Genomic DNA, 20,514 nt, shown 5'->3' with positions numbered 1-20,514 from the left:
CCTCCTTATCGGGTCTTGAGCCAGGTGCGCAGGGCGTCACCGGCACTGTTGGTCATACGATGGCCTGCATCGCGCGCGGCTGCAAGGATCAGGCTCACATCATCGGCGTCTGACAGGCTTGCCAGCAAACGCTCAAGCCTGCCGGTGTTCCCGTTCTTGATCGCGCGGCTGAGGGTGGGCGGCAGCGCGCCTGTCGCCGCACGGGCATGGACCAGAGCCTCCACCGGGGTGATCCGGGGGGTGGAGCCATGGCACCAGAATGTCTCAAACAGCGTGAGGACATAGTCCAGCACCTCCCGCTTCACATGCCGCCGGTCGGGCAGCCAGCGGTTGTCGAACGCGTCCATCACGATTTCATAGGCGGGCCAATAGTGCAGGCGCGGATCGCGCGCGGCATTCATCGCTTCATCGAGCGCGGCGCGCAATGTGGCCTTTGACACCGCATTGGCCGGGATCGTGGGCATGGGGCGGAAGGTGGCGACAAGGGGGATGGGCGAGAGGGTAAAGATCACCCGCGCGTCGGGCCGGTGTTTGCGGATCAGCGCCTGAATGGCGAGGATATTGTCGCGGTTCTCTGCCACGGTGCTGGTGCGAAAGCCGTGCCGTTGCGGATCGAACACCGGCTCTGGCACCGCGCGCCAAAACACGCCACCCGAGGGGATGTCATACCAAATCTCCGACAGGCCAAGCGTCAGTATGAACACATCTGTATCAAGGATCATCGCGCGGGTCTGTTGCCGGATGTCATCGGAATAGGGATGCGCCGTGCCAGCGTCATCATACCAAAGTGCCGTTGGAAAGCGCGCGCCCTCCAGCGCCCATTCAAACTGTTGGCGGAGCACGAAACTGTTGACCAGCCCTTCGCCAAAGCGAACGATATAGGCGTCTTTGCGCGCGTCGTCCGTGTTCAACACCGTATAGCTGCGATTGGCTAGCCAGCGGGTGACATGGATCGCAAAACAACTGCCAAAGGCAAGCACCCGCGTGTCCGGCCCGATCACCGGGGTTGGGGGCAGAAAGCCTGCAAGGATATGCTGAGGCACCGCATCGGCATCGCGCATTTGCGCGGCGGTGGGGTTGAAGCGCGCGATGTGCCCCCGAAACCAGGACTGGCTTGCCGATCCTGTTTCCTGCCCGAACGTATAGGCGAAGGGGGCGTCGTGGTGATCCAGCGCGCTGATCGGCTCGCTTGGATCACCGGGGCGCAGGGCCATGGATCAGGCCGGGTTGCTCGGCGCGGGCGAGGCTTTCGCCGCAGCGAGCGTGTTTTTCAGATCGGCTTCCATCTTCTGCAGGTCCACTTCGGCCGCCGCGCGCATAGCCTTGCCCTCATCCGCGATCTGGAGGCTTTCCTGAATCGTGGCAATGAGGGTCGCGTTCGCTTCCTTGACCGCTTCGATATCGAACACGCCGCGCTCCATCTCCCGCCGGATCTCGGCATTGGCGGTTTTGAGGTTATCGGCGTTCTGGCGCAACAGATCATTGGTCAGGTCATTCGCGTCACGCACGACGCTCGCGGCCTCCCGGCTGCGGTGGATCGTGACGGCCTGCGCAAGCTGGTTTTCCCACAGCGGCACGGTGTTCACGAGGGTCGAGTTGATCTTGGTCACCAGCGATTTGTCATTCTCCTGCACCAATCGGATGGAGGGCAGGGATTGCATCGTCACCTGACGAGTGAGTTTCAGGTCGTAAACCCGGCGTTCCAGATCGTCCCGCGCGGCGCGCAGATCGCGCAATTCCTGCGCCTTGAGCACCGCATCGTTTTCATTCGCGGCAGCGACCTCCGCCTCTTTTGCGGGAATGTCGTTTTCGTCGAGGCGGCGGATTTTCTCCTCACCCGCCGCGATGTATATCGCCAATTCGTCGTAAAAATTCAGCGTCTTTTCATAGAGGATATCTAGGGATTTGATATCCTTCAGCAGCACCGTTTCATGATCGAGAAGTTCGTCCTGAATCTTGTCAATCTGGCCCTGTACCTCTTCGAATTTGGCCATGAAATTGGCCATCGGTGCGGCGCGACCCAACAGGCGCTCCCACCAACTGCGTTTGCGGTTCGGGTCCAGCTCATCCACGGAGAAGCCGCGCAGCGCCGTCACCATATCCCGCAGGGAGTTGCCCGCCGGGCCCACATCCTTGCTTTTCACGCCCGCGAGCATCTGCTGGCTGATCGCCTGCAATTCGGTCTGCGCAGCGGTGCCAAAGCGGATGATGGTCTGCGTATCCTCCATGTCGAGTTCCGCGATGCGCTGCTCAACCGCCGCCTGATCAGTGGCGACGGCGGGCACCGCATCGGTCAGTTCGGGCAGCAGGGTGGAGGTAATGACCTCCGCATCCTTCAGGGTGGCTTCGGCCTTGGCGCGGGTCGCGTCAGACATGGGTGTTACTCCTCTTTCAGGGGCATAAGCCCCTCCTGTTGCAGTCGGTGGCGCAGCACGTCGATTTCGATATCGAGGTCGCTGCGGTCTTCAATCATCAGCTTCTCGCGATGGGCGCGGAAACTGGTTTCAAGGTCATCAAGCAGGCACTCATAGTCTGCGCGCGCCTGCGCATCGCGGCTGCGGGTCCAGATATCTGCAAACTTGATCGTCGCGTCGCGCGCGCCCGTGAGGTAAAGGCCAAGGAATTTGCGCGCGCGCGGCAGATCGCGGGGATCGTCCTCTACCGCGCGGATCACATCACGGGCGGCAGCGGCAAGGCGTTCCACCCGGCCGATCAGCGCGCGGTCCCGGATGCGGTTTGCAGCCTCCAAGAGTTCATCAAGCAGACCTTCGGCCCGGTCCACGGCATTGGCGACACGCTCGCGGTCAAACTCCGAATGCGCCTCCAGCCCCTTGGCCCGCATCGGGTCGAGCTCGAAGGCAAGCACGCTGGTCGAAAGGGCAAGCCCGCCCAAAACAGCCCCCGACAGAATGCCGATACCCCAGCCAAAGGCTGCGGCAAAGCCAACGCCCGCGCCGATCACCACACCGCCAAACAGCTTGCGCGGGAAGCGGGGTGGTTTGGCGACGCTGCGCGCCTCAAACGCCTGTTCGGCCTTCACCCCTTCATTGACGAACCATGCCCCGGCCATAAGGGCTGCAAACCCGCCAAGCTCAGCCAGAATGCCAAGAGGATCGCCCTGCATGACCTCACCAAGACCCGCGAAAAACAGGGGGATCGGGGCGACATAAAGGAGTTTCGCGCCCTTGGAGCCACGCCTTACAGGCCGCGCGTCCCACCGGCTCGCCCCCGGCGCGGACCCCGTGGCCCCGCCCGTGCTGTGCTGTCCGCCGAACCGTTTCCCGACCATCAGGTCACCCCTGTCTGCCCCAGCGCCTGAAAGGCAACAGCGGCGATTAGCACGACCAGCACGATCAGGCCCAAAAGGCGCGGCATGAAGGGCTCCCTTTTCTTAACTCGGGTTTAAGATAGGTGCTCTGCGCCCTGAGCGCTAGTGATTGGGCGCGGCACGACCGGCGGCTTTCGCCCGCATGGTGCGCACGATCTCCAACTTGCGGCGATATCCGGTCTGGACCGCCTGCACGAGGAACAGCACCACGACGGAGAAGTAGAAGGTCGTCTTGCTCATCGCTTCCACATGATAGCCAAACAGCGTCAGATCCGCCTTATGCCCGCCTTCGCCCAGCAGAACGACACCGACGATCAGCAGCACGAACAGGCCCAGCACCTCATACATCCGGTTTTTCTCCAGAAACTCCGCGACACTATCGGCAAGCATCAGCATCGCGGCGGAGCTGACCAGAATGGCAATGGCAAGGATCGGGAACACTTCGGTAATCGCAATGGCCGACAGGATGGAATCGAAGCTGAAAATCAGGTTCATGAACACGATCAATGCGATGACGGAGAGGGTGGATTTCCGCCCCTTATCCTCTGTCCCTTCCTCAAGGTGATCGACCGCCAAAAGGTGCATGATCTCCTTCACCGCTGTGTACATGATGAACACGCCGCCAAACAGGAACACGATCACGGCAAAGGTGAACTCGCCACTGATGATGCCGGGAATGTCAATGCTGAAGAACGGCACCTGTAGCGCCGCGAGCAGTTGGATCATCACGAACAGCAGCACGATCCGCAGGGCCATGGCGACCAGAATCCCGATCCGCCGCACCCGCGCCTGATCCGCAATCGGCGCCCGTTTTGATTCGATTGAGATGTAGAGCAAGTTGTCGAAGCCCAGCACGGCCTGCAAAAAGATCAGCATCATGAGGTTGCCGAGGTTCTCAACGGTCAGGATTTCCATCCGGTTGCTCCCAAATCAAAACTAAGTCTATGGCTGCGCGGCCACAGGGGCAGCATATGCCAGAAAAACAACCGTGCGTAGGTGTGGAAATTTGTGAAAATCGCTTTTTTCTGGTAGTTTCTGTGGCGTCGTCGATCTTCTCGTTCATCCAACGCGCCGGTCGGCGCAATACTCCGCCGGTATGCGGTTGTACCGGCAACGATCTGGAAGGACGACAATATGGCCACCGGTACGGTGAAATGGTTCAACCCTGACAAGGGTTTCGGCTTTATCCAGCCCGATGAGGGCGGCAAGGACGTTTTCGTGCATATCAGCGCGGTCGAGCGGGCGGGGCTGCGGACCCTCGCGGACAATCAGCGCATTCGCTACGAAATGATCGAAGGCCGCGACGGGCGACAGAGTGCGGGTGAACTTGTTCTGGAATAACGGTGACGGGGCCAGAAGCGCCCCCGCCATAGAGTGATCTGTCGTCCTTGCTGGTGTTCCGGCAAGGACGTTTTTATTGGGGTGTCACCACCAGCGTTCCGGCTTTGCGGTGAATCCAACGGCAGTTTCGAGCGCGCCCGCGATGTTGAGAAGATCGCCCTCTTCCCACGGGCGGCCGATCAGCTGCAGGCCAAGCGGCAGGCCCTGACGGTTCAGCCCTGCCGGGACCGACACGCCGGGCAGACCGGCAAGGTTCAGCGGCACCGTGAACACGTCCTCCAGATACATCTGCACCGGATCATCGGTCTGCATCTCTCCCAAACCCCATGCCGCCGATGGGGTCGCGGGTGCGAGGATCGCGTCCACGCCATCCCCGAACGCCAGTTCAAAGTCGCGCTTGATCAACGTGCGGACCTTTTGCGCGCGCACATAATAAGCGTCATAAAACCCGGCACTCAGCACATAGGCCCCAAGCATCACGCGGCGCTGCACTTCCTCCCCGAAACCTTCGGCGCGGGTTTTTTCGTACATATCGGTGATGCCGTCGCCCTGCGCGAGCGTGGCACGGTGGCCGTATTTCACACCGTCATAGCGCGACAGGTTCGAGGACGCCTCGGCAGGTGCGATGATGTAATAGGTCGGCAGCGCGTATTTCGTGTGCGGCAGGGAGATATCGACGATGGTGGCACCCGCGTCGCGCAGCATCTCCGCACCCTCACGCCACAGGGTATCGAGCGTTTCGCTCATCCCTTCGACGCGGTATTCGCGCGGGATGCCGATGGTCTTGCCCCGGATATCGCCGGTGAGTGCGGCCTCGAAATCCGGTACGGGTAGGTTGGCGGAGGTGCTGTCTTTCGGATCATACCCGGCCATCGCACCGAGCATGATCGCCGCGTCGCGCACGGTTTTCGTCACTGGCCCCGCCTGATCCAGGCTGGAGGCGAAGGCAACCATGCCCCAGCGTGAACAGCGGCCATAGGTCGGCTTGATCCCCACCGTACCAGTAAAGGCCGCAGGCTGACGGATGGAGCCGCCAGTGTCGCTTGCCGTTGCACCAAGGCACAGATCCGCCGCGACCGCCGCCGCCGATCCCCCGGAGGAGCCGCCGGGCGTGATCGGGGTCTCGTCGCCCGCGCGCCGCCACGGGCTGATTGCCGGGCCATAGGCGGAGGTGATGTTGGAGGAGCCCATGGCGAACTCGTCCATATTGAGCTTGCCCAGCATCACGGCGCCGGAGGACCACAGATTGCCCGTCACCGTGCTTTCATATTGCGGTTTGAAGCCTGCAAGGATGTTGGACGCGGCCTGTGTTGCGACGCCTTCAACAGCATACAGGTCTTTCACGCCGATCGGGATGCCGCACATCGCGGGTGCATCGCCCGCCTTGATCCGCGCATCCGCGGCGGCGGCCATGTCGCGCGCCTGCTCAGGCGTTTTGGTGGTATAGGCGTTGAGCGCGTCGCTCGCCTCTGCCGCCGTGAGGTAGGCGTCGGTCAGGTCCACACTGGTAAGCTCGCCCTTGCGCAGCGCGTCGCGCGCCTCGGCGATGGTCAGGGTGCTGAGGTCCATATCGCTTACTCCACCACTTTTGGCACAGCGAAGAAGCCTTCGCGCGCATCCGGTGCGTTGGCCAGCACCTTGTCCTGAATGCCGCCATCGGTGACGCCATCCTTGCGGCGGGGCAGCGCCATGGGCGTGACGGAGGTCATCGGCTCGATCCCGTCGACATCCACCTCGTTCAATTGCTCCATGAAATCGAGAACGGAGGACAATTGCTCTGCCAGATGCGGCAGGCGCTCTTCCTCGACGCGGATGCGGGCCAGATGCGCCACCCGGCGCGCGGTATCAATATCAATGGACATGGGGCATGTTCCCGGATTTCTGTCGGTCAGCGTGGGTGTACCCCTGCGCGCGCCCGCGTGCAAGAAGGGGCGGGCCTGTTCTGCTCCGTTCCCATGGCGCGGGGAGGAGAGATGCGCGCCTCGCCGGCGCGGGCGGATATTTGCAGAAAGTGAATTGTCCTCATGTGGTGCGCGGATGCCGGGCCATCACGACAATCATCCAGCCCAGCATGATCCCGTTGAAGATGTGCCAGAAGATATGCGTGCCGATGGGAAAGGCCGCGCAGGTCGCCTCGTCAATCGTGCGCATTGTGAGGGAGACAGCGAGGATCGCCACGCCAATCATCAGCCCCCGCGCCGTTTGCGGAGCAGAGTTGCGGATCAAAAACGCATAGATCGCGATCAGGATCGGCACCGGGATATAGCCGACAGAGCCATTGAGCGGCCCGAACACGGAGCCAACGGCCCAGCCGACCAATCCCGCGTAAGGCACGAACAGAACAAGGGCCGCGACCCCGCCCCACCACGGCAGCGCCAGAAACCGGGTCGTGGCGAGATAGATATAGATCAGGATGTAGAACAGGATCGGCAACACATCCGCCATCGCGGCCCATCGCGTCGCAAAGGTGTGGAACAGAAAGGAGCCGATGCCAATCGCCGTCAGCACCGTGAGGAGCGCCCAGATACCCGGATCAAGTCGCCCCTCCCGTTTTGCCACGCGCCACGCGATGAACGCCGCGATCAGGAAAGCCGCGTTGGTGATCGCATTGAGCGGCTCTCCCCAGAAGGTGAAATCCATCCGCTCGCAGTAATTGTCGACCTGTTGCGTCCAATCCATTCCCGTGCTCTCCTTCGTTTGATCAAAGAGTTAGCGGCTTAGAGCGTGGAGGCAATCATGAAGATCACATGGCTTGGACATTCCGGGTTTCGGATCGAGATCGCGGATCAGGTTTTGCTGGTGGACCCATGGATGACCGGCAATCCGATGTTTGCCGAAGGCGACCGGGCGCGCGCCATCGACGGGGCCACGCTGATCCTCTTGAGCCACGGGCATGGCGATCATTCGGGCGACGTGCTGGGCATCGCGAAGGAACTGAGCATCCCCGTTGCGGGCATCTATGATCTGATGAGCTGGTGGGAGGATCGCGACGGGATCGAAACCATCGGGTTCAACAAGGGCGGCACGATCCGGATCGGGGAGGTGGCCGTCACGATGGTGAACGCGAGCCATTCCTCCTCAATCGGGTCAGAGAATGGGCCGGTCTATGCCGGAGCGGAGGCCGGGTTCATGATCGCAGGCGAAGGACACACGATCTATTTCTCCGGCGATACGGATGTGATGGCGGATATGGAGATTTTTCAGGCCCTGCACAAACCCGATATCGGCATCCTGTCGGCGGGCGGGCATTTCACCATGGACATGACGCGCGCGACATTCGCCGCCAAAAGCTTTTTCGACTTTAAGACCGTGATCCCCTGTCATTACCGAACCTTCCCACTGCTGGAACAATCGGCACAAGTGATGATTGACGGATTGCCGGGCGTAAACGTGATCGAACCTGAGGTGATGCAGGCAATCGAACTCTAGGCGGGTATTATGCGTGGACTGACTATTATCTATGTCGAGGATCAGGACGCGATCCTTGCGGAAATCTCGGCCCTTTTGGGGCGTACGATTGAGGCCGACGAGGTGGAGGAGATCATCCGCACAGCGGCCCTTCAGGCCGAGCAGTATGCGCTCGCAGGCCAACGACTCGTGCGCACTTTGTTGGATGCAAGCGGCGCGCAGCGGCGGCAAATCTGGGAGGGCTCGCCCGGTTTCGCGCGATATATGGGCGAGGATATGCCGGGGCGCATCACGCGCCTTGCCATCGCGCGGCGGTTTCGGCGGCTCGTGCGTGTGCTGAGCAATCGCACAGTGATCATCAGGATGCGGTCCCAATCGACCGACCGGGAAAGCACGCCCGCGCTCAACCGGGGTGGGCCGTTCAGTCACCGGACTTTCCAAATTCTGCCAAAGTATTTTGAACGTAAGCCGGCGCGACAGGCGCGCACGATCTTGCATGAATACTGCCATAACTGGATGTTCGACGCGCGCGAGCGTGACGCGGATGGCAACACGATCCGCAATGCGGATGGAGAGATTGACCGGGTCTATGGCCGGGCGGAATGCGAGGCGCTGGCGCTCAGCGATCCGGCGCGCGCCCGGCGCAACCCTGACAACATCACGTTTTTCAGCATCGATGCGTTCAACGGATAGAAATCTGCCGCTTTTCAACCCATCTTAACGGCGATAGACGGGGCTCAAACAGGGGAGCAGCCGATGGCACTCAGCACACGCGAACAGGTCGGATGGTGGACATTCGGCGGCCTTGCCTTTCTGGCGATCCTTTGGGTCGTGGGCGACAGTCTGTTGCCCTTCATTGTGGGGGCGGCGCTCGCCTATCTGCTTGATCCGGTGGCGGACCGGCTGGAGGCGCGTGGGCTGAGCCGGGTCTGGGCCACGGTTCTGATCACGCTTGGGCTTGTGCTGATCTTCTTGTTCACGCTTTTGTTGCTGATCCCGCTTCTGGTCGATCAGGTGCGGGTGCTGATCGAGACCTCGCCACAGTATTTCGAGAGCCTGCGCCAATGGCTTGGCACGAATTTCCCCGATCTGTTTGAGGAAGGCACGCCGCTGCGCAACGCGCTCGCGCAGGCGACCGACACGATCCAGTCGCGCGCGCTGGGCGTGTTTGAGAATGTGGTGGCGGGCGGAATGGCGCTGGTGGATTTCTTTCTCGTGCTGTTCTTGGCCCCTGTTGTCGCTTTCTACCTGTTGCTCGACTGGGACCGGATGATCGCCAAGATCGACAGTTGGCTGCCGCGCGATCATGCGCCCACCATCCGCGATTTGGCGCGCAAGATTGACAAGACGCTGGCCGGGTTTGTGCGCGGGCAGGGGTCAGTCTGTCTGATCCTTGGGACGTTCTACGCCGTGGCGCTGAGCCTTGTCGGCCTGCAATTCGGTCTGGTGATCGGGATTTTCGCCGGGCTGATTTCCTTCATTCCGTTTGTCGGCGCGTTGCTGGGCGGTGCTTTGTCACTCGGTGTGGCGCTGTTCCAGTTCTGGGGCGAATGGCAGTGGATTGCCGCCGTCGCGGGTGTGTTCATGGTGGGCCAAGCGATGGAGGGGAATGTGCTGACCCCGAAACTTGTCGGCGGATCGGTGGGCCTGCATCCGGTCTGGTTGATCTTTGCCCTGTCGGCCTTTGGCAGCCTGATGGGCTTTACCGGGATGTTGATCGCGGTGCCGGTGGCAGCGGTGATCGGGGTGATGGCCCGGTTCGGGCTGGAGCAGTATATGAACGGGCGGCTCTATCAGGGGCGCCCCAAGGAATGAGCCACCCCCGCCAATTGGTGATGGATCTGGCGACCCGTCCGGCGCTGGGCCGGGCTGCGTTTTTTGTGGCATCAAGCAACGTTGCCGCCCTGTCACTGGTGGATGGATGGCGCGATTGGCCGGGCGGGCGATTGATGATCCTTGGCCCCGAGGGCGCGGGAAAGACGCATCTCGCCCATGTCTGGGCCGAGCAGAGTGACGCGCGCATTCTGGACGCGACCACTCTGGCGGATCAGGACATCCCGCAGCTTGCCGCCCATGGCGCGGTGGTGCTGGAGCGGCTCGATGCTCTGCCCGATCTGGCGGAGGGTGATCGCCGCGCGGCGGAGCAGGCGGTGTTCCACCTCTATAACCTGATGGGGGCAGAGCAGGGGCGGCTGATGTTGACAAGCCGCATCGCGCCAAGCCGGATCCTTTTCCTCACGCCCGATCTGGCCTCCCGCCTGCAATCGGTCACGCTGGTCGAATTGGGCGCGCCTGATGACACGCTGCTGTCGGCGGTGCTGGTCAAGCTGATGGCGGATCGCCAACTCGACGCACCGCCCGCGCTGATCCAATACCTGATGCCCCGCATGGATCGCTCCCTGCGCGCCGCCGAAGACCTTGTCGCGCGCCTTGATGCCGAAGCTCTGGCCAGTCGAAAGCCCGTCACAATCCCGCTGGCCCGCCGGGTGCTTGAACAGGGTGACGACACGCCATTGTCATAGAAAAGTCATGCGTAATCCCCTACATATCAGGGATGAGCAAAGCTGATTTTCTGAACTGCCCGGCCCCCCGTCCTGTCCCTGCGGATTTTGACCGCGAGGGGCCGGGGCGTTTCTTCAATCGGGAGCTTTCATGGCTGGCCTTCAACTGGCGCGTGCTGGAAGAGGCTGCCAATCCTGACGTGCCGCTGTTGGAGCGGGTGCGGTTCCTGTCCATCTCCGGCTCCAACCTTGACGAGTTTTATACGGTGCGTGTCGCGGGCCTGCGTGGTTTGGTGCGCGCGGGCGTGGTCAAGCCAAGTGCCGATGGCCTGACCCCGGCAGAACAGCTTGCCCGCATTGACCGCACCGCGCGCGAATTGATGGCCGAACAGCAGGTCATCTGGACCGCTCTGCAAAAGGAGTTGCGCAAGGAGCGGTTTGAAATCGTCGGGCCGGAGGATTTGACCGGTGCGGATCGCGGGCGGCTTGCGGATGTGTTCATGGAGCAGGTCTTTCCCGTTTTGACGCCGCTTGCGATTGATCCCGCGCATCCGTTTCCGTTCATCCCCAACACCGGCTTTGCCATGGCGATCAAGCTGCGGCGGCGCGAGGATGGGGCACCCCTTGAGGCGCTGTTGCCCGTGCCAAATCAGGTCAGCCGCTTTATCAAACTTGATGGCGGGCGGCCCGGTGTGCAGCGGTATCTGCCGCTTGAAGGGCTGTTGGAAGTCTTTCTCAAACAGCTTTTCCCCGGATATGAGACCATGGGGCTTTTGACCTTCCGGGTGCTGCGAGACAGCGACCTGGAAGTGGAGGAAGAAGCCGAAGACCTCGTGCGGGAATTCGAGATCGCGCTCAAACGCCGCCGCCGAGGGGAAGTTATCCGCATGACCGTCTCTGCCGGTGCGCCGGAGGATTTGCGCGATATGGTGGTGGAGGAGGTCGGCTCCTCCCGCGATGAGATATTCGAGATTGACGGCATGATCGGCATGGCCGCGTTGAGCGAATTGATCGACGACAGCAGGCCGGACCTTTTGTGGCCGGCCTACAAACCGCGCGTGCCCGAGCGGGTGCAGGATTTTGAGGGCGATATCTTTGCCGCGATCCGGCAAAAGGACATGCTGCTGCACCACCCCTATGAGACGTTCGACATCGTCGTGCGCTTCCTGCAACAGGCCGCGCGTGACCCGAATGTGGTGGCCATCAAACAGACGCTTTATCGCACGTCCAAAAACTCGCCCATTGTCGCTGCTCTCTGTGAGGCGGCGGAGGACGGGAAATCCGTCACGGCGCTTGTCGAGTTGAAGGCGCGTTTTGACGAGGCCGCCAATATCCGCCAGTCCCGCGCGCTGGAGCGGGCCGGGGCGCAGGTCGTTTATGGCTTCATCGATTGGAAAACCCACGCCAAGATTTCCACCGTGGTGCGGCGTGAGGGCAGCGAGCTTGTCACCTATTCTCATTTCGGCACCGGCAATTATCACCCGGTCACGGCCAGCTTTTACACCGATCTGAGCCTGTTCACCTGTGACAAGGCGCTGGGCCGGGATGCGACGCGGGTGTTCAACTACGTCTCCGGCTATGCCAAGCCCGAAGGGTTGGAAAACCTCAAGATCAGCCCGCTGACCCTGAAATCCACGATCCTCGAATGCCTTGAAGAAGAGGCCGCCCATGCGCGTGCGGGCCGCCCTGCGGCCGTCTGGGTCAAGGTAAATTCCCTGATCGAGCCGGAGGTGATCGACGCGTTATATGCTGCGTCTCAGGCCGGGGTGAAGATCGACATGATCGTGCGCGGCATCTGTGGCGTTCGGCCGGGCGTGCAGGGATTGTCCGAAAATATCCGGGTGAAATCCATCGTCGGGCGGTTCTTGGAACATTCGCGGATTGCCTGCTTTGGCAATGGCCATGGCCTGCCATCGGCGGGCGCGCGGGTGTTCATGTCCTCCGCTGATTGGATGGGCCGGAACCTGAACCGCCGGATCGAGACGATGGTGGAGATACATAACCCCACCGTCCATGCCCAGATCGTGGAGCAGATCATGGCCGCGAACATGGCTGATGAAGCGCAAAGCTGGGTGCTGCGCCCCGATGGCTCCTTCATCCGCCCTGGTGCGGATCAGGGTGAGGCGTTCAACGCCCACCATTTCTTCATGGAGAACCCGTCGCTATCCGGCCGGGGGCGCGTGGGAACGGGCGATGCCCCGCGTGTGGCCCAAAGACGCGAAGAACCGACCTGATCCCCCGATCAGGCCGGCTCCGCCCCCACCCTCATGGGCTGGTCAGTTCAACTGCCTCAACATGATCTGACCATCTGCTCCGGCGGATCTGATCCAGTCCGCCTTGATTTGTTGGGCTGCATCCCGCAGCGCCTCGACGAGTTGCGGATCAACCCCGCGCATCTGCCCGCCGGACGCATCCGTCATCACCTCACTATCGGTGGTCAGGATTACCATGCCGTTGTCGAACAGCGTCTTGACCGCCTCAACCGCGTCCACCATGGATGAAAGCCAGCCGCGCTCTTCTGCGTTGCGGGCGGCGCGCAGGATGATGTTTTGAGTCTCCCGATCGAGTTTGTTCCACGCGTCGGCATTTACGAACACGATGTTCTTGGGCAGCCACGCCTGAATGTCATAGAACACATCCAGATAATCCCATGCCTGCGTGATGACACCTGTGGTGGCGGAGGTCAGCATCACGTCGATCCGCCCGTCGCGGAAGGCATCGGGGATGTCTTTCACTTCCACTTGCGTTGGCCGCGCGCCGACAGATTGGGCCAATTGGTCCAACATGGCGTTATAGGTCCGGAAGGACGTGCCGCGCAGATTTGCGCCGCTCGTCATCTCGTTGAGGGAATACAGCCCCTGCGGCGGCCATGGCACGGCATAAAGCGGGATCAATCCGCGCTCCCGCATCAGGCGGCTCAGAACGCCGCGCTCTTCTTCCCAAAGCGCGCTCGCCTCGGAATAGGTCGTGGCGACAAAAGGCAGGCTATCTGCGCCAAAGGCAGGATGCATGGAGGACAGGGTGGACAGCAACACCTCCCCGATCTGGGCATCGCCGTCCATCACCGCACGCGGGATATCGCCATGGGGATAGAGTGAGCCCGCCGGGTGCAGCGTGATCGTCACCGCGCCATTCGTCTCACGCGCCACTTCATCGGCAAAGGCCTGCGCGTTTTGGGTCTGGAAATTGCCCGCGCCATAGGGTGTCGGCATGATCCATTCCGCGGCGGATACCGACGATGTGGCCAGCGCGATGACAGCGGCGCACAGGGCTGAGCGGAAGTGAAGTCTCATCACGGCGGTCCTTTCGTTTTTCAAGCAGACATGTACGCCGGGATGGCGGGCGGGGTGGGGCGTGCTTGCGGTCGTTCCCACCCCGCCCCAACCTTCCCCTTTGACAGGGAAGCCGGCAGGGAGTCGGCAAGGAGAAGGATGACGATTCGTTAACAATTTGCAAGTGTAATATTATTAACATGGGAAAATCCTGTCGCGTTGACCCCGCCGCACTCCACTGTCACAACTAGGCAAACACATGATGGGCAGGGCGATCATGGCTGGCAAAAACGGCTTGAAAGACAGCATTCTAAACGGCGGATCGGCGCGCGTCGGCGTGGTCGATGTCGGCTCCAATTCCGTGCGTCTGGTGGTGTTTGACGGCCCGCTGCGCAGCCCCTCTTATTTCTTCAACGAAAAGGTTTTGTGCGGTCTTGGCGCCGGTTTGGGAAAGACCGGGCGCCTTGCCCCCGATGGGCGCGAGCGGGCGCTGGCCGCCATCATGCGCTTTACCCATATCGCGCGGACGATGCAGCTTGATCATCTGATGTGTGTCGCAACCGCCGCCGTGCGGGAGGCAGAAGATGGCGCGGAATTCGCCGCCGAAGTGCTTGCCGAAACCGGGCTGGAACTGCGCGTCGCCAGCGGCGAGGAAGAGGCGCAACTCTCTGCCCAAGGGCTGCTGATGGGCTGGCCAGAGGCCGAAGGGCTGATCGTTGATATTGGGGGCGCGTCGATGGAATTGGCGCGGGTCGCGGGCGGGCGGATCGGCCCGTGTGTGACATCACCGCTGGGGCCGCTTGCACTCAATGACGTGAAGGAAAAGGCCCGCGACAAACATATCGCGGAGGTGCTGACCCGGTTGCGCGCGCAGCTTCCCGGCCCGGTGCCGCGGCTCTACCTTGTTGGCGGATCATGGCGCGCGATCGCGCAGATCGACATGGCAAAGCGCGCCTATCCGCTGCATGTGCTGCATGGCTATCGGATGACGCCCGACGCGCTGAAAGAGACCAGCGCATGGATCGCCAGCCGCACGCCCGAGGAATTGCGCGAGTTCGCCACCAGCAGCATGGCGCGCCTGTCGCTGGTGCCGATGGCCGCGCGGGTGCTTGGCCCGCTCTTGGACGCGTTCACGCCTGATGATGTTGCGATTTCTGCCTATGGTTTGCGGGAAGGGGTGCTGTTTGACTTGATCCCCGACACGATGCGCAATGACGATCCACTCATCCTTGCCGCGCGCGCGACGGAGCAGGGCGCGGCCCGCTTTCCCGGCTTTGGCGACGCGCTCTATGAGTGGTTGCGCCCGATCTTCACGATGGAGGGCAGCGCGTCGCTGCGGCTGATCCATACGGCCTGTCTTCTGCATGACGTGACATGGCGCGCGCACCCGGATGTACGCGCATCTCTCGCATTCGAGACGGCGTGTCGTGCGAATTTTTCCGGTATTGACCATGCTGGGCGCGTGTTTATCGCAATGTCGCTGGCAAAACGGTACAAGAGCAGCGACCTGCCAGAGGCGAATGGCCCCTTGGCCTCCCTGCTAGACGAGCCGCGTATCACGCTTGCCGATCAGGTGGGGCGGGCGATCCGGTTGGGCGCGATGATGACCGGCTCCTGCGCGGAAACGCTGGCTGATACCAAGCTGGAATTCGGGGAGGCTGATACGCTGATGCTCACCCTCGGGCGGGACAGCGCACCCCTGTTTGGGGAGGCCGCGGAGAAGCGGCTCGCACGGCTCGCCAAATCCATGGGGCGCACCCATGTGGTGCAACGTCCAAAAGCGAAAAAGAAGGGGTGAAACGGAAAACGACCTGCCCGAAGGCAGGTCGCTTAGAAGTCTCCCCAGACTTGGGCCGTCTTAGCGGCTGCCTATCTTTTAACCAATGCGCGACCGGTTGTCACCCCCTGCCAACATCATTTTGTTGCGCCGTGAATCGTTGGTCGGGACAGATAGTTGCCCCCGTTTTGAAACTGTACCGTGGTATGCACAGACGCGCCATTGCGCGGACACACCCCTTGGCCTAAACACACAGGCAAAGTTTCCACCCGTTGACCGGAGCGCCGAAAAACATGCGTCTTTCCCGATACTTCCTGCCTGTCCTGAAAGAAAACCCTGCGGAGGCGCAGATCGTCTCTCACCGTTTGATGCTGCGCGCGGGCCTGATCCGGCAGGCGAGCGCCGGGATTTATTCGTGGCTCCCGCTGGGGTTCAAGGTGCTGCGCCGGCTTGAAGAAATCGTGCATGAGGAACAGCAGCGCGCCGGCCATATGCCGATGCTGATGCCGACGATTCAGTCTGCCGAGCTGTGGAAAGAATCAGGTCGTTATGAGGATTACGGGCAGGAGATGCTGCGCATCACCGACCGGCATAAGCGCGACATGCTATATGGCCCGACCAATGAGGAACTGATCACCGATATTTTCCGCAACGCGGTGAACAGCTACAAGGATTTGCCGCTGACGCTCTATCACATCCAGTGGAAATTCCGCGATGAGATCCGCCCCCGCTTCGGCGTGATGCGGGGCCGTGAATTCCTGATGAAGGACGGCTATAATTTTGACCTGACGATGGAGGACGCGCTCCACGCCTATAACCGTCACATGGTCACCTATCTGCGCACCTATGAGCGGATGGGGCTGAAGGCCATTCCGATGCGCGCCGATGGTGGCCCGATTGGCGGGGACTATACGCACGAATTCCTTGTGCTCGCCGAAACCGGCGAAAGCGAGGTGTTCTATGACAGCGCGGTCACGGACCTCACACTCGGGGATCGGGATATCGACTTTGACGATGTCGATCAGTGCCGCGCGATCATGGAGGAGTTCACCACCCCCTATGCCCGCACCGACGAGACCCATGACGAGGCGCTGTTTGGTGCCATCCCGGAGGAGCGCCGCCGCACCGCCCGCGGGATCGAGGTTGGGCAAATCTTCTATTTCGGCACCAAATATTCGGAGCCGATGGGCGCCACCGTCGTGACGGAAAACGCCGAGCGTGTGCCGGTCCATATGGGCAGCCATGGCATCGGCGTCAGCCGCCTTGTCGGCGCGCTTATTGAGGCGAACCATGACGAGAAGGGCATCATCTGGCCCGAGGGCGTTGCCCCCTTTCCGGTCGGGATTGTGAACCTCAAGCAGGGCGATGCCGGGACGGACGACGTGTGCGAAAGCCTTTATGGTCAGTTGATAAAAGCGGGGCTTGATCCGCTATATGACGACCGGAACGAACGGGCCGGATCGAAGTTTGCCACGATGGACCTGATTGGCTGCCCATGGCGCATCACCGTTGGCCCGCGTGGGATCAAGAACGGTGTCGTCGAAGTCACCTCCCGCCGCACCGGCGAGAGCGAGGAAATGAGCGCGGAGGCCGCCATCGCAAAACTCACCACGCTGCTCGCGGACAGGTGACGGATCGTGGCCTGTCGCGTACGGGCCAGCCGGGTTAGGCTGCGGTCATGTTGATCCGCAGCCTTGCCATGGCGATGGGGCTCACCGGGGCGGTGAGCTTCGCGCAATATCCTGAATACGCGCAGCAATATGTGCAGCGTCTGGGCGGTGCGGTGGATGAGCTTGCGGGGATCGCGATCCTGTTTGACGGGGCGGCCTCCGCAGCGGGTGTGACCCGCGCCGAGGCGCTTGCCGAATTGCAGGGCAGCGCGTTTCTTGATCAGCATGGGCGGGATATGGCCCAAACCCTTGCACGCTATGATGCGCTCAAGGCGGATTTGGCGGTTTTGCAGGGTGGCACCGCGCGCCGCCTTGCCCTTTTGCCCACCCGCATGGATACCGATATCGCCGCGCGCACATGGGCGGCGTTCCAACCGGCCGTTCCGGTCACGCCCACGGGCCTTGGATTTGCCGGGGGTGGGTTTGTGGCAGGCTGGGGATTATTTAGCCTGCTGACACTGCCCTTTCGCAGACGGAGACACGCATGACACCGCGCCCTTTCTCAGGTTTTGAATGGCTGATCGCATGGCGCTATCTGCGCGCGCGCCGGTCCGAGGGGGGCGTGAGCGTGATGACGTGGATATCGCTGATCGGCATAGCACTTGCGGTATTCGCGCTGATCGCGACGCTGGCGGTGCGGTCCGGCTTTCGATCCGAATTTACCGGCGTGATCCTTGGCGCGAATGCGCATGTCACGGTTTACGCGCAAACCTATAATGACGAATTTGGCCGCCCCACCCGCGCGATCCGGGATTTCGACGGCGTGGCGGAGCGGCTGCAAGCGGTCGAGGGCGTGACCCGCGCGGCCCCCATGGTGCGCGGTCAGGTCATGCTCGCCGCCAATGGGCGCAACAGCGGGGTGGAAGTGTTCGGCCAGCGCCCGGCGGATGTGCAGACCATCCCCCTCTTGGCAGAGCCAGAGCGCGCGCGTGGGGACATCGCTCGCCTTGCCGACGGCGTCGCCATCGGGCAGGGCGTCGCGCGGGAATTGAATGTCGGCGTGGGGGACAAGGTCACCATGATCTCCCCCAACGGGGTGCAGGGGCCATTTGGCACCACGCCGCGCATTTCGCATTTCGAGGTGGTCTATATCTTTGCCGTGGGGCGCTATGACATTGATCGCACGAGGCTCTATATGCCTCTCTCGGAGGCGCAGACCTTCTTCAACCATCAAGACACGGTGGATGAGATTGAGGTGCTGGTCACACGCCCCGATGACGTGGCCGCAATGATCGCGCCGATCCTAGACGCGACCGGGCCAGACTATTTCACATGGACATGGCGGGACAGTTCGGGCGGCTTTCTGCGCGCGCTGGAGATGGAGGACAATATCATGTTCGTCATCCTGTCCATCCTAGTGCTGATCGCGACGATGAACATCACCTCCGGGCTGATCATGCTGGTCAAGAACAAGGGCCGCGATGTGGGCGTATTGCGCACGATGGGCCTGAGCGAAGGGTCGATCCTGCGCGTGTTCTTCATCTGCGGGGCGAGCATTGGTGTGGCGGGCACGATCATCGGGGTCGTCGCCGGATCGCTGTTCGCCATCTATATCGACCCGGTGTTCGGGTTCGTGAATTGGCTGTTGGGCGGCGGGGTTTGGGACCCGTCTGTCAGGTTCCTGTCGGCACTTCCGGCGGAGTTGCGATGGGAGGATGTGGCAAAGGCCGTAGGTCTGTCGCTGGGCCTGTCGTTCGTCGTTACGATCTTCCCGGCGCGGCGGGCCGCGCGCCTCGATCCGGTGGAGGCGCTGCGCTATGAATGACGCCGTGCTGACCCTCAAGGGGATCGAGAAAACCTACAATATCGGCAAACCCAACGCGGTGCAGGTGCTCCATGGTGTGGACCTGACGTTGCAGCGGGGGGAGATCGTGGGGCTGATCGCGCCCTCCGGGTCCGGCAAATCGACGCTGTTGCATATCGCGGGGCTGCTGGACCGGTTCGATGCGGGGGAGATGATGATTTCCGGGCAGCCCGTTGCGGGGCTGAAGGACCGGGCGCGCACGCAAGTCCGGCGCGATCGCGTCGGGTTCGTCTACCAGTTTCACCACCTGCTGCCGGAGTTTTCCGCGCTGGAGAATATCGTGCTGCCCCAGCGCGCGGCGGGGGTCAGCGACGCGGCGGCAAAGGCGCGCGCGCTGGATCTGCTGTCCTCGGTTGGATTGGCGGCGCGCGCCAGCCACCGCCCTGCCGAATTGTCGGGCGGGGAGGCGCAGCGGGTCGCGGTGTGCCGCGCACTCGCCAACGCGCCGGACCTCCTGCTTGCGGATGAGCCGACCGGGAACCTTGATCCTGGCACATCGGATCAGGTGTTTGACATGCTGATGGCATTGGTGCGCGATACGGGGCTGTCGGCGCTGATCGCGACCCATAACATCGAATTGGCACATCGGATGGACCGGGTGATGCGGCTTGATGCCGGGCGGATCGTGCCGGCTTAACGCAGGATGCCCCGGCAAAGCGCGCGGGTATCGCGCAGCACCTGATCGCTGCCATAGGGCGCGTTGATCAGAACCAGCCCGCTGCCGATCATCCCCTTGCCGCCTTTCAGATCGAACGCGACCTCATCGACCGTTTTGGGCAATTTCAGCCCCTCGACCATCGCGACATGCCGCGCGGCGGGGAGGATCGGATACCAGATCATCACCACCGCCTCGGGCCATTTGGCGACAAGCCGATGGGTAAACTCGGCGACCCCCTCATATTCGCTTTTCACCTCATAGGACGGATCAATCAGCACCAGCCCGCGCCGCGGTTTCGGCGGAGAAAGGGCCAACACTCCCTCATATCCGTCGCGTTTGTGTATCTCGGCGGAGGTGCCGCGCAGGGCGGTGGACAGGGCGCGGTGTTCCTGCGGGTGCAACTCCATCAGGATATGCCGGTCCTGCGGGCGCAGTGCTGCTTGCGTGACCAAAGGGGAGCCGGGATAGGCCGCGTCCCCATGGGCGGTCCTGATCGCCGCGATCGCCTGCCACAGGGGGTGCGATGTGGGGTCAAGCCGGGCGATCCCCTCCGCCGCCTCACCGGTTTTGCGCGCCTCATCGCCCGAAAGATCATAAAGCCCGCGCCCCGAATGCGTCTCCATCACGGTGATCGCGCGCGGCTTGCGCGTCATCAGCGCCAACAGCGCCGCAAGGGTCGCGTGTTTATGAAGGTCAGCCGGGTTTCCGGCGTGATAGGCGTGTTGATAGGATAGCATGCCTCTGCCTTACCGCGA

Annotated in this window: 20 protein-coding genes; 11 read left to right on the top strand and 9 right to left on the bottom strand. The window is 62.1% G+C overall.

The genetic code is table 11. The annotated features are described in order from the left end of the window. Nucleotides 1-5: 5 nt before the first annotated feature. The 4 genes from FHS89_RS10060 to FHS89_RS10045 form a co-directional block, all read right to left on the bottom strand. Entirely contained in the window at nt 6-1,214 is a 1,209-nt protein-coding gene (locus FHS89_RS10060; protein WP_184011185.1) for a GSCFA domain-containing protein, read from the bottom strand. Between the two features lie 3 nt (nt 1,215-1,217). Further along, nucleotides 1,218-2,375 (bottom strand): toxic anion resistance protein, encoded by a 1,158-nt coding sequence (locus tag FHS89_RS10055; RefSeq protein WP_184011184.1) that lies wholly within the window; start codon nt 2,373-2,375, stop codon nt 1,218-1,220. 5 nt (nt 2,376-2,380) lie between these two features. Next, nucleotides 2,381-3,289, bottom strand: a complete 909-nt coding sequence (locus tag FHS89_RS10050; RefSeq protein WP_184011183.1) for a 5-bromo-4-chloroindolyl phosphate hydrolysis family protein — start codon at nt 3,287-3,289, stop codon at nt 2,381-2,383. A gap of 141 nt (nt 3,290-3,430) precedes the next feature. Then, nucleotides 3,431-4,243 (bottom strand): TerC family protein, encoded by an 813-nt coding sequence (locus FHS89_RS10045; protein ID WP_184011181.1) that lies wholly within the window; start codon nt 4,241-4,243, stop codon nt 3,431-3,433. Between the two features lie 219 nt (nt 4,244-4,462). Here FHS89_RS10045 and FHS89_RS10040 point away from each other — a divergent pair, with 219 nt between their 5' ends. Beyond that, on the top strand, nt 4,463-4,669 hold the full coding sequence (locus FHS89_RS10040) for a cold-shock protein (RefSeq protein ID WP_184011179.1): 207 nt from the start codon (nt 4,463-4,465) through the stop codon (nt 4,667-4,669). 84 nt (nt 4,670-4,753) lie between these two features. Here FHS89_RS10040 and gatA read toward each other — a convergent pair whose 3' ends face one another. From gatA to FHS89_RS10025, 3 genes are all read right to left on the bottom strand, one after another. Then, nucleotides 4,754-6,238, bottom strand: a complete 1,485-nt coding sequence (gene gatA, locus FHS89_RS10035) for an Asp-tRNA(Asn)/Glu-tRNA(Gln) amidotransferase subunit GatA (protein WP_184011177.1) — start codon at nt 6,236-6,238, stop codon at nt 4,754-4,756. 5 nt (nt 6,239-6,243) lie between these two features. Beyond that, nucleotides 6,244-6,531, bottom strand: coding sequence for an Asp-tRNA(Asn)/Glu-tRNA(Gln) amidotransferase subunit GatC (gene gatC / locus FHS89_RS10030; RefSeq protein WP_184011175.1), 288 nt, complete (start codon nt 6,529-6,531; stop codon nt 6,244-6,246). Between the two features lie 160 nt (nt 6,532-6,691). Continuing rightward, nucleotides 6,692-7,348 (bottom strand): ceramidase domain-containing protein, encoded by a 657-nt coding sequence (locus FHS89_RS10025; RefSeq protein ID WP_184011173.1) that lies wholly within the window; start codon nt 7,346-7,348, stop codon nt 6,692-6,694. A 57-nt stretch (nt 7,349-7,405) separates the two neighbouring features. On the opposite strand from FHS89_RS10025, the gene FHS89_RS10020 reads away from it, so the two are divergent. The 5 genes from FHS89_RS10020 to FHS89_RS10000 all read left to right on the top strand — a co-directional run bounded on the left by FHS89_RS10020 (nt 7,406) and on the right by FHS89_RS10000 (nt 12,812). Then, nucleotides 7,406-8,098, top strand: coding sequence for a metal-dependent hydrolase (locus FHS89_RS10020; RefSeq protein ID WP_184011171.1), 693 nt, complete (start codon nt 7,406-7,408; stop codon nt 8,096-8,098). 9 nt (nt 8,099-8,107) lie between these two features. Next, nucleotides 8,108-8,770 carry a M35 family metalloendopeptidase gene (locus FHS89_RS10015; protein ID WP_184011169.1) on the top strand — a complete coding sequence of 221 codons (663 nt, stop codon included), beginning with the start codon at nt 8,108-8,110 and terminating at the stop codon, nt 8,768-8,770. Between the two features lie 63 nt (nt 8,771-8,833). After that, nucleotides 8,834-9,892 (top strand): AI-2E family transporter, encoded by a 1,059-nt coding sequence (locus FHS89_RS10010; RefSeq protein WP_184011167.1) that lies wholly within the window; start codon nt 8,834-8,836, stop codon nt 9,890-9,892. Further along, a complete protein-coding gene (locus FHS89_RS10005; protein WP_184011165.1) occupies nt 9,889-10,599 on the top strand; it encodes an HdaA/DnaA family protein in 711 nt (236 codons plus the stop codon). Before FHS89_RS10010 ends, FHS89_RS10005 begins: the two co-directional genes overlap by 4 nt. Before the next feature lie 32 nt (nt 10,600-10,631). Continuing rightward, on the top strand, nt 10,632-12,812 hold the full coding sequence (locus FHS89_RS10000; RefSeq protein ID WP_184011163.1) for an RNA degradosome polyphosphate kinase: 2,181 nt from the start codon (nt 10,632-10,634) through the stop codon (nt 12,810-12,812). Nucleotides 12,813-12,854: 42 nt separating this feature from the next. On the opposite strand, the gene FHS89_RS09995 is transcribed toward FHS89_RS10000, so the two are convergent. Next, entirely contained in the window at nt 12,855-13,871 is a 1,017-nt protein-coding gene (locus FHS89_RS09995) for a TRAP transporter substrate-binding protein (RefSeq protein WP_184011161.1), read from the bottom strand. 256 nt (nt 13,872-14,127) lie between these two features. On the opposite strand from FHS89_RS09995, the gene FHS89_RS09990 reads away from it, so the two are divergent. The 5 genes from FHS89_RS09990 (at nt 14,128) to FHS89_RS09970 (ending at nt 19,738) form a co-directional block, all read left to right on the top strand. Beyond that, on the top strand, nt 14,128-15,648 hold the full coding sequence (locus tag FHS89_RS09990) for a Ppx/GppA family phosphatase (RefSeq protein ID WP_184011160.1): 1,521 nt from the start codon (nt 14,128-14,130) through the stop codon (nt 15,646-15,648). 272 nt (nt 15,649-15,920) lie between these two features. Next, nucleotides 15,921-17,258 carry a proline--tRNA ligase gene (gene proS / locus FHS89_RS09985; RefSeq protein ID WP_184011157.1) on the top strand — a complete coding sequence of 446 codons (1,338 nt, stop codon included), beginning with the start codon at nt 15,921-15,923 and terminating at the stop codon, nt 17,256-17,258. Nucleotides 17,259-17,305: 47 nt separating this feature from the next. After that, nucleotides 17,306-17,785, top strand: coding sequence for a DUF2937 family protein (locus tag FHS89_RS09980; RefSeq protein WP_184011155.1), 480 nt, complete (start codon nt 17,306-17,308; stop codon nt 17,783-17,785). Next, nucleotides 17,782-19,062, top strand: a complete 1,281-nt coding sequence (locus FHS89_RS09975) for a lipoprotein-releasing ABC transporter permease subunit (RefSeq protein WP_184011153.1) — start codon at nt 17,782-17,784, stop codon at nt 19,060-19,062. Before FHS89_RS09980 ends, FHS89_RS09975 begins: the two co-directional genes overlap by 4 nt. Beyond that, nucleotides 19,055-19,738, top strand: a complete 684-nt coding sequence (locus FHS89_RS09970; RefSeq protein WP_184011151.1) for an ABC transporter ATP-binding protein — start codon at nt 19,055-19,057, stop codon at nt 19,736-19,738. The genes FHS89_RS09975 and FHS89_RS09970 overlap by 8 nt, the downstream gene beginning before the upstream one ends. Here the strand turns inward: FHS89_RS09970 and rlmJ are convergent. Further along, nucleotides 19,735-20,496 (bottom strand): 23S rRNA (adenine(2030)-N(6))-methyltransferase RlmJ, encoded by a 762-nt coding sequence (gene rlmJ / locus FHS89_RS09965; protein WP_184011149.1) that lies wholly within the window; start codon nt 20,494-20,496, stop codon nt 19,735-19,737. The two genes, FHS89_RS09970 and rlmJ, sit on opposite strands and share 4 nt — an antisense overlap. Nucleotides 20,497-20,514: the final 18 nt, after the last annotated feature.

This window comes from Rubricella aquisinus, assembly GCF_014199445.1.
Taxonomy (GTDB): domain Bacteria; phylum Pseudomonadota; class Alphaproteobacteria; order Rhodobacterales; family Rhodobacteraceae; genus Rubricella; species Rubricella aquisinus.
Note: the sequence above shows the minus strand (reverse complement) of the source record. Positions and strands in the feature narration are given on the sequence as shown.